This window comes from Sphingomonas sp. jy18 (assembly GCF_056931895.1).
Genome location: NZ_JBXPBT010000013.1, coordinates 1 through 12,077, shown reverse-complemented (window position 1 = coordinate 12,077; position 12,077 = coordinate 1). Strand labels below are relative to the sequence as shown.

General features: G+C 64.3%; 13 protein-coding genes and 2 pseudogenes. 7 read left to right on the top strand and 8 right to left on the bottom strand.

Annotated features, from left to right (window positions below):
* From AC0QC4_RS16525 to cynS, 7 genes and pseudogenes are all read left to right on the top strand, one after another.
* The coding region (locus tag AC0QC4_RS16525) for a Tn3 family transposase (RefSeq protein ID WP_483661194.1) at positions 1 to 725 on the top strand (725 nt) is incomplete at its 5' end.
* Between the two features lie 29 nt (positions 726 to 754).
* Positions 755 to 1,993 (top strand): annotated as a pseudogene (locus tag AC0QC4_RS16520) (strawberry notch family protein); the annotation flags it as partial.
* A gap of 4 nt (positions 1,994 to 1,997) precedes the next feature.
* Positions 1,998 to 2,831 carry an SDR family oxidoreductase gene (locus AC0QC4_RS16515; RefSeq protein WP_231728248.1) on the top strand — a complete coding sequence of 278 codons (834 nt, stop codon included), beginning with the start codon at positions 1,998 to 2,000 and terminating at the stop codon, positions 2,829 to 2,831.
* A gap of 161 nt (positions 2,832 to 2,992) precedes the next feature.
* Positions 2,993 to 3,940: a LysR family transcriptional regulator gene (locus AC0QC4_RS16510; RefSeq protein ID WP_054362428.1), complete on the top strand. Its 948-nt coding sequence runs from the start codon at positions 2,993 to 2,995 to the stop codon at positions 3,938 to 3,940.
* A 27-nt stretch (positions 3,941 to 3,967) separates the two neighbouring features.
* Complete coding sequence (locus AC0QC4_RS16505) at positions 3,968 to 4,558, top strand: TetR/AcrR family transcriptional regulator (protein ID WP_054362429.1); 591 nt, start codon at positions 3,968 to 3,970, stop codon at positions 4,556 to 4,558.
* Positions 4,559 to 4,641: 83 nt separating this feature from the next.
* Positions 4,642 to 5,340, top strand: coding sequence for a cysteine hydrolase family protein (locus AC0QC4_RS16500; protein WP_054362430.1), 699 nt, complete (start codon positions 4,642 to 4,644; stop codon positions 5,338 to 5,340).
* Positions 5,341 to 5,429: 89 nt separating this feature from the next.
* Positions 5,430 to 5,915, top strand: a complete 486-nt coding sequence (gene cynS, locus AC0QC4_RS16495) for a cyanase (RefSeq protein ID WP_054362431.1) — start codon at positions 5,430 to 5,432, stop codon at positions 5,913 to 5,915.
* 35 nt (positions 5,916 to 5,950) lie between these two features.
* Here cynS and AC0QC4_RS16490 read toward each other — a convergent pair whose 3' ends face one another.
* The 8 genes and pseudogenes from AC0QC4_RS16490 to AC0QC4_RS16455 form a co-directional block, all read right to left on the bottom strand.
* Positions 5,951 to 6,184: a DUF2274 domain-containing protein gene (locus AC0QC4_RS16490; RefSeq protein WP_054362432.1), complete on the bottom strand. Its 234-nt coding sequence runs from the start codon at positions 6,182 to 6,184 to the stop codon at positions 5,951 to 5,953.
* Between the two features lies 1 nt (position 6,185).
* Complete coding sequence (locus AC0QC4_RS16485; RefSeq protein ID WP_196490234.1) at positions 6,186 to 7,319, bottom strand: TraB/TrbI/VirB10 family type IV secretion system protein; 1,134 nt, start codon at positions 7,317 to 7,319, stop codon at positions 6,186 to 6,188.
* Positions 7,320 to 7,390: 71 nt separating this feature from the next.
* Entirely contained in the window at positions 7,391 to 8,419 is a 1,029-nt protein-coding gene (gene trbG / locus AC0QC4_RS16480) for a P-type conjugative transfer protein TrbG (RefSeq protein WP_196490233.1), read from the bottom strand.
* Positions 8,416 to 9,099 (bottom strand): conjugal transfer protein TrbF, encoded by a 684-nt coding sequence (gene trbF, locus AC0QC4_RS16475; RefSeq protein ID WP_054362435.1) that lies wholly within the window; start codon positions 9,097 to 9,099, stop codon positions 8,416 to 8,418. The genes trbG and trbF overlap by 4 nt, the downstream gene beginning before the upstream one ends.
* Entirely contained in the window at positions 9,099 to 10,454 is a 1,356-nt protein-coding gene (gene trbL, locus AC0QC4_RS16470) for a P-type conjugative transfer protein TrbL (protein WP_054362436.1), read from the bottom strand. The genes trbF and trbL overlap by 1 nt, the downstream gene beginning before the upstream one ends.
* Before the next feature lie 4 nt (positions 10,455 to 10,458).
* Positions 10,459 to 10,830, bottom strand: a complete 372-nt coding sequence (trbK-alt, locus tag AC0QC4_RS16465) for a putative entry exclusion protein TrbK-alt (RefSeq protein ID WP_054362437.1) — start codon at positions 10,828 to 10,830, stop codon at positions 10,459 to 10,461.
* A 10-nt stretch (positions 10,831 to 10,840) separates the two neighbouring features.
* On the bottom strand, positions 10,841 to 11,605 hold the full coding sequence (trbJ, locus tag AC0QC4_RS16460) for a P-type conjugative transfer protein TrbJ (RefSeq protein WP_054362438.1): 765 nt from the start codon (positions 11,603 to 11,605) through the stop codon (positions 10,841 to 10,843).
* A pseudogene (locus AC0QC4_RS16455) lies at positions 11,602 to 12,077 on the bottom strand (hypothetical protein); the annotation flags it as partial. The pseudogene AC0QC4_RS16455 and the gene trbJ, both read right to left, overlap by 4 nt.

The window sequence follows — 12,077 nt, the reverse complement described above, 5'->3', positions numbered from 1 at the left end:
ATGGCGGGGGCGTCTCCGACCATGTGTTCGCGCTATGTCATCTGCTTGGGTTCCGGTTCGCGCCGCGTATCCCGAATATCGCCGCACGCCGTTTGCACCTGTTTAACGGCATCGAACCCGGCCCCGATATTGCGCCGCTGGTCGCGGGCCGCATCGACGAAGGTCTGATCGAGGCACACTGGGACGACGTGCTGCGACTGGGAACCTCGATCCGCACAGGCGTCGTCAGCGCCTCGATCATGCTGGAACGGCTCGGCTCCTATCCACGCGCCAACGGCCTGGCACTGGCGTTGCGCGAGATCGGTCGCGTCGAGCGTACCCTGTTCACGCTCGACTGGATCGAGCAGCCCGAACAGCGTCGCCGCGCCACCCGCGAACTCAACAAGGGAGAAGCGGAAAATGCCCTGAAACGCGCCATCTTCTTCCATCGCATCGGCCGTATCCGCGATCATGCGCTGCAAGCCCAAAGCCATCGGGCGAGCGCGCTGAACCTCGTCGCCGGTGCCATCGTCCTGTGGAACACGACCTACCTGCAAGCCGCCCGGATGCATCTCGCCAACCTCGGCCGGCCGGTCCCGCCGGACCTGCTGCAACACCTATCACCGCTCGGTTGGCAGCATATCAATCTCACCGGCGATTACCTCTGGACCGATCCCGATGCGCCATCCACCGCGCTCAGACCGCTTCGCCAGATGCGCGCCGTCGAAGGCACGGCAAAACCTTAGCGTATATCTGGGTCCGTTCTGTGTACCGACCCCATCATGTCCCGCGCTTGCCCGAGCGGACGGTTGCCGAGCGTCTGCTGTCGGCCTCGCAGCTCGAAACAGTCGTCTACGCCGGCGATGCTTGGACCCAGATGATCCCGGGCCGGTTCCGCCCGAGCAAGGAGGGCGTCGGACTGGACCTGTCCGAGGACGGCCGCGAGTATCGCAAGGGTTTCTTCTTGGGCGACGGGACCGGGGCGGGGAAGGGCCGGCAGATCGCCGCCTGCATCCTCGACAACTGGCTGCAGGGCCGCCGCCGCCACATCTGGATCACCAAGAACGAGCCCCTCCTCGAGGATGCCCGACGGGACTGGACCGCGCTGGGCGGCATGACGGCTGACATCCAGCCCCTTACCAGCTGGAAGATCGACGAGGTGGTCAAGCTCGACCAGGGCGTGATCTTCGTCACCTATCCGGCGCTCCGCTCTGCTCGGGGTGATCACACCCGGCTCAAGCAGCTCATCGATTGGGCACGCGAAGACTTCGACGGTGTCATCGCCTTCGACGAGGCACACGAAATGGGCGGCGTCGCAGGCGGGGAGGGCGCTCTCGGCGCGAAAAAGGGTTCCCAGCAGGGCATCTGCGGGGTGCTGCTCCAGAATAACCTGCCCGGCGCGCGCGTGCTCTACGCCTCGGCGACCGGAGCCTCCGACGTCAACAATCTCGCCTACGCCGTCCGGCTCGGCCTCTGGGGACCGGAGACCGCCTTCGCCGACCGCGAGCAGTTCATCAGCGGCATCCGCAAGGGCGGGATCGCCGCCATGGAGCTCGTCGCTCGCGACCTCAAGGCGACCGGCCTCTACATGGCGCGCGCGCTCAGCTTCGCCGGCGTCGAGTACGACATCCTCAAGCATGCGCTGACACCCGACCAGATCAGGATCTACGACACCTATGCGGATGCCTGGGGCATCATCCACCGCAACATGGAACAGGCGCTGGAGCTGACCGCCGTCGTCGACTCCCTCGAGAACGCGACGCTCAACAGCGGCGCCAAGGCGTCCGCCCGCTCGCGCTTCGAGTCGACCAAGCAGCGCTTCTTCGGCCAGGTCCTTCTCAGCCTGAAGATGCCGACCGTCATCGCCGCGGTCGAGGAACACCTCGCCGATGGCAAATCGGTGGTGCTGCAGCTCGTCACGACCGCGGAATCGATCCTCAACCGTCGCCTCGGGGAGCTCAGCCCCGACGAGCGGGCAGACCTCGAAATCGACCTGTCGCCACGCGAATATGTCTAATGTGGAGCTCCACATTATACTGATTACCGGAACTTCCTCAGGCTATGGGAAGGCGACCGCACAGCTCTTTCTCGATCAAGGTTGGAACGTCGTTGCGACAATGCGGGCGCCTGACGAAAGCGTGTTCGACAAGCCCGGGGACCGGCTGAAAGTCCTGCCGCTGGATGTGACCAGCGCTGAAAGCATTTCTAAGGCTCTCGCCGATGCCGTCGCCGCCTTTGGACGGATTGATGTGCTGGTCAACAACGCGGGCATCGGCTTGCTTTCCGCGTTCGAGTTTACGCCTGACACCGTAATTCGGGAGATGTTTGAAACAAACACTTTCGGGGTGATGGCGGTCTGCCGAGCGGCAATCCCGCATATGCGCCAGCATGCGGGTGGTGTGATAATCAATGTGACCTCCAGCACGGCGATCGCCCCGATGCCGTTCGTTGCCGTGTATACGGCCAGCAAGTGTGCTGTTGAAGGGTTCACTGAGGCGCTTTCGTATGAATTGGGCCTGGTTGGCATCCGGGCGCGGATCGTAGAACCAGGCCTTGCACCAACGACCAATTTCAGAACGAACAGCGCCAATCGCATTGAGGGACTGACACCACCGCCATACGACGCCTTTGCGCAACGCTATTTCGCCAAGTTGCAAGACTATCCAACCGCGTTCACGAGTGTGAGCGAAGTCTCCGAGGCTGTTTTCGCTGCTGCGACGGAGGAGGGCGATCGGCTGCGCTTTCCGGCGGGCCCCGATACCGCGTTGTTCGCACAATTGCGATGGATGACCTCGGAGGAACATTATTTGGCACAGATGCGGGCGATGTTCGGGCCTGATCTTTCTGAGTAGTGTTTTCTCTATGCGAGTGTCGCTTCTCCACGAGCATCGTAGCCGCATAATTGGCGCCGTCCCGCGGTTCGCGGCGGCGGAAATGCGCAGTCATTCCCTGTTGCGCAGGTCGCGGCTGAGCGTCGGCCGGCCACTGCATCGGCGGGCAGGCGGAGGGGGACATGCCTGACTTGGCTCTTGACCTCCGCTTTCTCCGCTACGCGATTCTGGTTGCGGAACACGGAAGTTTCCGCCGTGCGGCCGATGCGATGAATCTCTCGCAGTCGACGGTCAGCCGTCGAATTCAGTTGCTCGAACGCAGGGTGGGCGTGCCGCTCTTCGAACGCAGCAGGAGCGGAGTGCGGCCGACGCCAGCCGGCGAGCGCTTCATACGGGAGGCTGCATTTGGCGCTGAACACATTCGCCAAGCTGTCAGCAGCCTAAGCATGGAGAAACGAGGCCAGATTGGGGAGTTGAAAATCGGGCTGATGGCCTCGCTCGCCAGCGGTTTCTTGGCCGACGTGCTCGAGGCGTTCCATTTCCGGTTTCCGAACATCGATATAAAGATCGAAGAGGCGACGGCGCAGGCGACTGCCGCCGGCGTGCTAAGCGGTCGGCTCGACGCGGCATTCATTCCCGGCGAGCCGCGTCTTCCCGGTTGCCAGGCGATGCATCTCTGGGGTGAACCTCTATACGTCGCAGTTTCAAAGCACCATTCCATGGCGGCACGCGTCGGCGTCAATTGGGAGGATCTCCGCGACGAGACATTCCTTGTCGCAGCGGACGTTCACGGGCCTGAGGTCGAGGCGATCATCGTGCGGCAGCTTTCCGGTTTGGGTTTTCATCCGCGGATCTCGGTGCAGCGGGTTGGCCGCGAGAACCTCCTCAACATGGTGGGCATGGGATTCGGCGTGACCTTGGCTGCGACCTCCACTCAGGGCGCCTCCTATCCCGCGGTCATCTTCGTTCCGCTTGCCGAAGGGGGCGAGGTGTTCAACTCAAGCGTTGTTTGGTCGACAAACAACGTCAATCCCGCGCTTAAGCGTCTGCTGGACCTTAGCGCATCGATCGCAAAAACGCACCAGCGGCGGTCCTCAACGGTCCTAGAGGCCATTCAACGGTTGACATAACGAGATGACTGGTCATTTATTAACGTCATGCCACGTCCACCGAATCCAGAAGTTCGTTCGCGCCTCATCGAAAAAGGCGCAGAAATCATCCATCGCCTTGGCTTCAACGGCTGTGGCGTGCAGGATATTACTGCCGCTGCCGGAGTTCCGAAGGGATCGTTTTACAATTACTTCGAAAGCAAGGATGCGTTCGCGGCAGCGATACTCGATGAATACTGGCGCGCAATCGAATCCAATTACGTGTCCATCCTGGAAGACGATTTCGTTAGCCCGTTAAAGCGCGTCGAGAGACACTTTTCGGAGTTGATTGAGTATCATGAGCGACAGAAATTCACGTTTGGCTGTCTGATCGGCAATCTCGCGCTTGAGCTTGCGGCGCAGAGCTCGATTGCACGATCAAAGCTGAAAGCTCTCCTGAGGACTTGGACAGCCGCCCTTGCAAAGTGCCTGTCGGCCGCGAGCGAAGCGGGAGAGCTTCCCCTCGCGCGCGAACCCCAGGACCTTGCGGCGACGCTCATCGAGGCCTTCGAGGGCGCGGTGATGGTGGCCAAGGTCGAGCAAAGCGGAAGAGCTCTGAGGCGATTTGGCACTGTTGCCCTGCCTCGGCTCCTCGCGTGAAAATCGTGTCGTATTAATAGACGACCAGTCACTTTAATACGTCGCCAGCAGATGGCGCCTTCCTCTTCTGAAAGGAGAAGATCATGACTGAACTCTACGCAGATCCCGAAAATCCGGTGCTTCCAAAAAGCACGTTTCAGCTCGACCTGAAGCGAGCTGCCCTCGTGGTGATCGATCCGCAGAACGACTTCTTACATCCCAGCGGTGTGAGCTGGCCGTTCTTCGGCGAGAGCGTTGTCGAGAACAACACCGTGTCGCACATCGGCCAACTGTTCGAAGCCGCGAAGGCAGCGGATATCACCGTCGCCATCTCGCCCCACTTCTACTATCCATGTGACCATCATTGGCAGTTTGGCGGTCCACTGGAAAAGACCATGCATGCGATCAACATGTTTGGTCGCAAAGGCCAGTTTACCGTGGAGGAATTCGAGGGATCGGGCGCGGATTTCCTCGAAGACTACAAAAAGTACATCCACGACGGCAAAACCATCATTGCCTCGCCGCACAAGGTCTACGGCCCCGAGACGAACGACCTCATTCTCCAACTGCGCAAACAAGGTGTGTCACAAGTCATCCTGGCCGGCATGGCCGCCAATCTGTGCATTGAAGCGCATTTGCGGGAACTGATCGAACAGGGCTTCGAAGTGGTGGTCGTTCGCGATGCGACAGCCGGCCCTCGCGTTCCGGAGGGCGACGGCTACCTCGCCGCCCTGGTGAATTTCCGGTTCCTCGCGCACGGCCTTTGGACGACCGCGGAAACCGTCTCACAACTGAAGGGCTGAGACGCCCGCACCTGCGCACATGTCCCTGTGGTCCCGGCATTGCCGGGACCGCATCCCGTTAGCGATCATCAAAGAAGGAGAACGGATCGATGAGGCGTGAGGAACTGACCGAAAAGATATTGGACATCAAGCGCGAGCGAGGCTGGTCGTGGAAACACATCACCGGAGAGATCGGTGGTGTGTCCGAGGTGCTGATCATCGGCGCTTTGCTCGGGCAGATGAAGCTGATCAAACCGCTCGCGAAGAAGGCTGCGGCGCTGTTCGGCCTGTCGGAGGCAGAAGAGCGTATGCTGAACGAGGTGCCATATCGAGGCATGCCCATGCCGCCGACGGACCCCCTGATATATCGCTTCTATGAAATGGTGATGGTCAACGGCCCCGCGTGGAAGGCACTCATCGAGGACGAGTTCGGCGACGGCATTATGTCCGCAATCGATTTCGACATCACGTTCGAGCGTGAGCCGAATCCAAAAGGTGATCGAGTGAAGATCGGAATGTCGGGCAAGTTTCTTCCCTATCGCTACTACGGAAGCGAGCAAGGCATTCCCGAATATGGCTATAAGGAACCCGAATGATCGTTCGCCGGGGCTCCCTTGGGCCCTGCCGACGATCAAGAGGAAGTAACGTGCCGCGCGCGACGTGCCTTGGCGAAGCCGCGATCGGTCGCGATGAAGCGTTCGATCATAGGCGCAATCAGACGTGTTGGATCGGCGACCGGCTGGCCGGTCTCGCGGCCGTGAACCTCAGCGTAAGCGACAAGATCCCGATAGACCGTCGCCGGTAATTCCGCCGTCACCTTCACGGGCTTGTCGTCGGCTATCATGCCGAGTTTCAACTTGGTCACATCAGCCTCCGTAGGGCTCGAGAATAAGATCACGGGTTACGATCACCCGGACCGGGAATCCGGGTCGGATGGTGAGCGTCGGGGCGATGTTGAGCTGCCGCCGGATGATCTGCTGGCCTGCGTCGTTGATCGTGTCTTGGCCGCCGTTGCGGATCGCCTGGATCAGCCGGTCGTCATCATTGGTGGCCAGTTCGGCGCCGACGCTCAGGAGCGTCGAGAGACCGGCGGCCTTGGCGAGATCCCACCAGTGATAGTCGACGCCGTCCTGCAGGCCGGCATAGCCCTCGGCGTCGGCGCCGGGCTGGCGCTCCAGCACGATGCTGCGGCCGTTCGGAAAGATCAGCCGATTCCACACGAGCAGGACGCGGCTCTGCCCGAACTGGACGTTGTTGTCATACTGGCCGATCACGCGCGTGCCCTGCGGGATCAGGAGGATCCGGCCTGTCGGGCTGTCATAAATGTTCTCGGTGACCTGGGCGGTGATCTGGCCCGGAAGGTCCGATCGAACGCCGGTGATGAGAGCGGCCGAGATGACGGCGCCGGCTTGAAGGATATTCGGAGAGGCCGGCGCGGCGATGCGGTCGGCCGCAACAGTGCGTCGGTCGACCGGCGCGTTGAGAAAGGCCTGCTGCCGATCTTGGGCGCTCGGCGTTGCCGGCGGCGGCGCGAGCCCGAGGCTGGCGAGGTCCGGTGGCGCCTGGTTCGGCGTGTTCGCCGTGACCGGCGCGGCATTGCGCGCCTCCGCCGCCGCGAACAGACGGCTGGTGCGGGCGGTCTCGATCTCCTGGAGCCGGCGCTGCTCCTCGGCGCTGAGGCCGGGCTGCGGAGCGGCGACGCCGGGATTGGGCACGGGCTGGCCGCGGTTCTGGGCGCTGACGATCGGCCGGCCGAGGTCGCCCGGCAGCGGCGGGCCGAGCTGCGGCACGCTGCTATAGTCGCGCGGCAGGCCCTGGAGGCCATCCGCCGTGTTGCGGTTGTCGGTTGAATAAAGCTCCTCCGGCGCCCGGCCGCCGTTGCGAGTCTGGAGCGCATAGACCAGCGCACCGCCGATCCCGAGGCTGGCGACCAGGCCGAGCCCGGCGAGCACCTTGCGCGACAGCCGCGTCACGCGCGGCGCATCCGCGCGCAGCCGCATCGGCGCTGCCGCTTCGGGCGCCGATCCGGTCAGCGGCGCGGCCGCATCCTCTCCCTCGTTCCGGTCTTCGCTCACGACGCCGGCCTCCCGTCGGTGCGGGTGATCCGGACACGCTTCTGATTGTCGCCGGAGCCGAACCGCAGCTCGGCGGCGGCGAACAGCCGGTCGACGATCATGTAGTTGGTGCGGACGCGATAGTTGACCAGCTCCGACGTCTTGCCCTCCGGGCCGACGACGAACAGCGGCGGCATCTCGCCCTGGCCGACGCCGCGTGGGAATTCGATGAAGACTTGCCGGCCGTCGTCATAGGCCCGCAGCGGCCGCCATGCAGCACGGTCGCCGGTCACCTCGTAGCGGAAGTTCAGCCGTGCGAGATCGACGCCGGTGGCCACCGGCTGGGTGGCCTGCGCCTCGGCATTCTGCCTGCGGAGCGCGATGAGCTGGTCCTGCGGATACTGCCACGAGACCGAGGCCATATAGGTCCGCTCGGTCGAGCGCAGCTCCATATGGTAGGTGCGTAGATTGGTGTTGATGACCAGGTTGGTCATCAGATCCGCGCGCGTCGGCTTGACGAGGATATGGACCTGCAGCGTCGCGCCGGCGCCGCTCTGCGTGTCGCCGATAATCCAGCGGACCGTATCGCCGGCCGCGACCGGCCCTGAGCCGACGAGCTGCTCGCCGGGTTGGAGCGCAATGTCGGTGATCTGCCCGACGGCGGTGTAGACCTGATAGAGCGCCCCTTGCGTGAAGGGATAGACCTGCATCGAGTTGATGAAGCCGTCGCGCACCGGCTGAATACGGGCGGCGGCGTTGGCCTGGTTGACGCGCGCGGTGGGATCGGCCGGCTCCGGAGCGCGGCGCGATTCCTCGACCGGCTTCATCTGACCGGGCAGCGGCAGCGGTCGCGGCAGCTCGACGACCCGGACCGGCGCGGGAGGATCGACGGTCTGCACGGCGGCCGGAGCGTCGTCGTAGCTGATTTCCGGCGGCGGCGTCGCGGTGGCGCAGCCGGCGAGCGCCGTCGCCGACAGCAGCAAAGCCGCAAATGTCTGAATGCGCAAAGCCGGCCTTCCGGCTTTACGGAAATACGGCTTTGTCATTGCCCCAGCTCCCGTGACCATGAGATTGCGTTGACGTAGATCCCCAAGGGATTGGCCCGCAGCCGGTCGGCATTGCGGGGAATCTGGACGACGATCGTGAGGATCGCGGTCCAGCGCGTGGTGTCGGCGAGCTGGCCGTTCTCATACCGGCGCTCCGTCCAAGCGACGCGGAACGAGTCCGGCGACGCACGGATGACGCTCGAGACATCGACGGCGATCTGCTGGCGGCCGACCTTGGTGAAGGGATCGTTCGAGCGCGCGTAATCGTTGAGTGCGGCCGCGCCGCGATCTGTCGTGAAGTCGTAGGCGCGTAGCCAGTTCTGGCGGACGATGATCGCGTCGGCTGGGATCGAGCGGACCTGCTCGATGAAGCGCGCCAGGTGGAAGGCGATCTGCGGATCGGTCGGCTGGTAGTCGGCGGTCGCAGGCGCAATCGCTTGCGCCTGGCCGAGCCGGTCTGTCTGCACCACCCATGGCACGACGGTTCCCCGAGCTGACTGCCAGACCAGCGCAGCGGCGAAGCCGGCGCTGAGGAACAGCGATCCGAAGGCCATATAGCGCCAGTTCCTCGCCTGGACGCGGGCCGAGCCGATACGGTCGTCCCAAACCTGGGCGGCGCGCTGATAAGGGGTCTCGGGCTCGGGAGCCTTTCCGTAATGCGTAGAGGGTCTTCGGAACATCAGCGGTCGCTTTCAGAGAGGTTGATGGAAGAGCCGCCGCCATGGCTGTCGCCGCTGCGGACGGCATGGACGGTGGTGGAAACGGCGTGGCTCATCTGCTGGGAGCGTTTCATGCGCTGGGCCCAGGCGGGCGGCGTGTTTGAATTGCCGGCGGCGGGCGCGGCCTCGTCTGAGCCGCCGCCGATGGTGCCCATGGTCGAGGAGCCGCCGGTCGCCTCGAAGGCGGACTTGGCGCCCTCCGAGAAACTGGAGCGCATGCTTTCGGTCGAGCGTTCAGCGGCGCGGCGGAGCGGCGATGTTGCAGCGGAACCGGCGGCCCGGGCGACGCCGCCCAGGCCACTGGCCACACCTGAGGCGCCCGACTGCCCTGCGGCGCCCAGGCTGTAGGCGGTGGAAGCGCCGCCCGCGAGGGCGGCGCCCCCGCGAGCGGCGGCGGCCGCGCCTCCTGCCAGCGCGGCTCCTCCGGACGCCACCGCTCCAACCGTGGCGGCGCCTGCGGCGACCATGCCGCCCGCGGCTAGGCCGGTTCCGATGGCGGCGCCCGCGCCGAGCTGGGGTCCGCCAGAGACGAGACCGTTGGCGATGCCCGGACCGAAGATGCCAAGACCGAGCAGCGTCAGCGCCGCGAGCACGATGGCCATGGCCTGATCGATGGTGGGTGTTGCCCCGCCGAAGCCGGCGGTGAATTCGGAAAACAGGCTCGACCCGATGCCGATGATGACGCCGAGGACGAGCACCTTGATACCTGAGGAGATGACGTTGCCAAGCACACGCTCGGCCATGAAGGCGCTCTTGCCGAACAGCCCGAACGGGATGAGCACGAAGCCCGCCAGCGTGGTGAGCTTGAATTCGATCAACGTCACGAAGAGCTGGATGGCCAAAATGAAGAAGGCCAACAGCACCAGCGCCCAGGCGAGCAGCATCACCGCGATCTGGATGAAGTTCTCGAAGAAACTCCAGTAACCCATGAGATCGGATATGGAATCGAGCAGTGGCCGGCCGGCATCGAGGCCGGTCTGGGCGACGCGGCCGGGCCGCATCATGTCGGCGACGGTGAAACCGGTGCCGGAGGCTTTCAGGCCGAGGCCAGCAAAGCTCTCGAAGATGATGCGGGCCAGGTTGTTCCAATTGCCGATGAGGTAGGCAAAGACGCCGACGAACAGCGTCTTCTTCACCAGGCGCGCCATGATGTCTTCGTCGGCGCCCCAGCTCCAGAACAGCGCGGCGAGCGTGACGTCGATCACGATCAACGTCGTGGCGATGAACGCAACTTCGCCGGAGAGAAGCCCGAAGCCGCCGTCGATGTAGCGGGTGAAAACTTCCAGGAAGTGGTCGATGACGCCGGTGCCGCCCATGATCTCAGCGCGCCTCGTTCGTGTGGGAGTCGACGGCCGGCACGGGCTCCTTGACGATGGGCTCGCGCGTGACCGGCGGATTCTGCGGGATGTCCTGCGGACCGGGCGCCTGCGGCGCCGGCTGCGACGGCGTGAGGAAGCGGTCGCGGTTCTCCGCCCAGGTCTGCAGGCACTCGCTGTCGCTGGTGCCGGCCTCGCCGAGCCGCTGGCAGCGGCGCAGCTTTGCCTTCAGCGGATCGGCCGCCGCTTCCGCGGGCACCGCGATGCTGCGGTAGATCGGCGGCTCGTCCTTGCGGGCGAGTTCGATGGCGGTGGCGGTGACGGCGAAGGTCACGAAGAAGATGGCGCCGATGCGCGCGAGGATCTTTCCGTCCATCGTCGCGCCCTCAGTTGCCGTTCTGGAACATCTGCGCGTTGCCGGGCTGGTAGCCCGAGCCCGGCGTCAGGAAACGGCGGCGCTGCTCGCGGCCCTGTTCGGCGGCCGCCGACCGCTCGGCTTCGGCGAGCGCCTGGGAACGGCCGTTCGCCGAGACGACGGCGGTCAGGTCCGCGAGCTGCTGGGCCTGGAGTGCGAGAAGCTGGTTGCCCGCCTGGGTGGCCTGCAGCGCGCCGGTGGCGCCCTGGCTCTGGCCGACCAGCGCCGACATCTGGGTGCGGTTGGTGTCGATGTTGCCGACCACGCCGGCCTGGACGCGCATGGCGTCCTGAAGGCCGGAAACGGTGTTGTTCCAGCGCTCTTTCGCCTGGGCGATGAGCTGCTGATTGGACGCGCTCATCGAGGCGCTTCCGGCCCCGTAATTGGTGCGGAACGCCTGATCGATGTTCTGGACATCGTAGGCGATGCGCTGCGCCTGCTGCAGAAGCTGTTGGGTGCGCTGGACCGATTGCTGGAGCTGTTGCAGCGAGGAGAACGGCAGGCTCGCGAGGTTGCGGGCCTGGTTGATCAGCGAGGTGGCCTGGTTCTGGAGCGAGGTGATCTGGTTGTTGATCTGCTCCAGCGAACGCGCCGCCGTCAGGACGTTTTGAACGTAGTTCGTCGGGTCGTAGACGATCCATTGCGCCGAGGCCGGCGCGACTAGCACCGGCGACGCAGACAAAGGGATGGCGAGGACGGCGGCGGTGATCGCCGCGCGGGGAATGCGCAGTTTCATGGCAGGCTCTCCAGGTTGGTGAGGTCGGGAATGAGGTCGACCGCCCATGTCGCGCCGCGCAGCCGCAGCCAGGCGGCGAGGAATCCCTTGCGGCCATGCTCGGTGACGATGCGGTCTATGGCGGCCTGGTCGGTCTTCGACGAGGCGGCGCAGAGCGCCAGCGCGACGTCGGACAGGCCCAGCTCGAACAGGCGATTGCCTCGGCGGGACTGGCAGTAGTAGTCGCGCTTGGGCATCGCCCGCGCGAGGATCTCGATCTGGCGCGAATTGAGCCCGAAGCGCTGATATATCGCCGTGATCTGCGGTTCGATCGCGCGCTCGTTCGGCAGTAGCAGCCGGGTCTGGCAGCTTTCGATGATGGCTGGCGCGATCGCCGAGCCGTCGATGTCGGAAAGCTGTCCGTCGTCAGAACATTTGGCACAGGTCGCGGCGTAAATTAGCGGAGTGCGGGCCTCGTCTGTTGTTGGGTTTT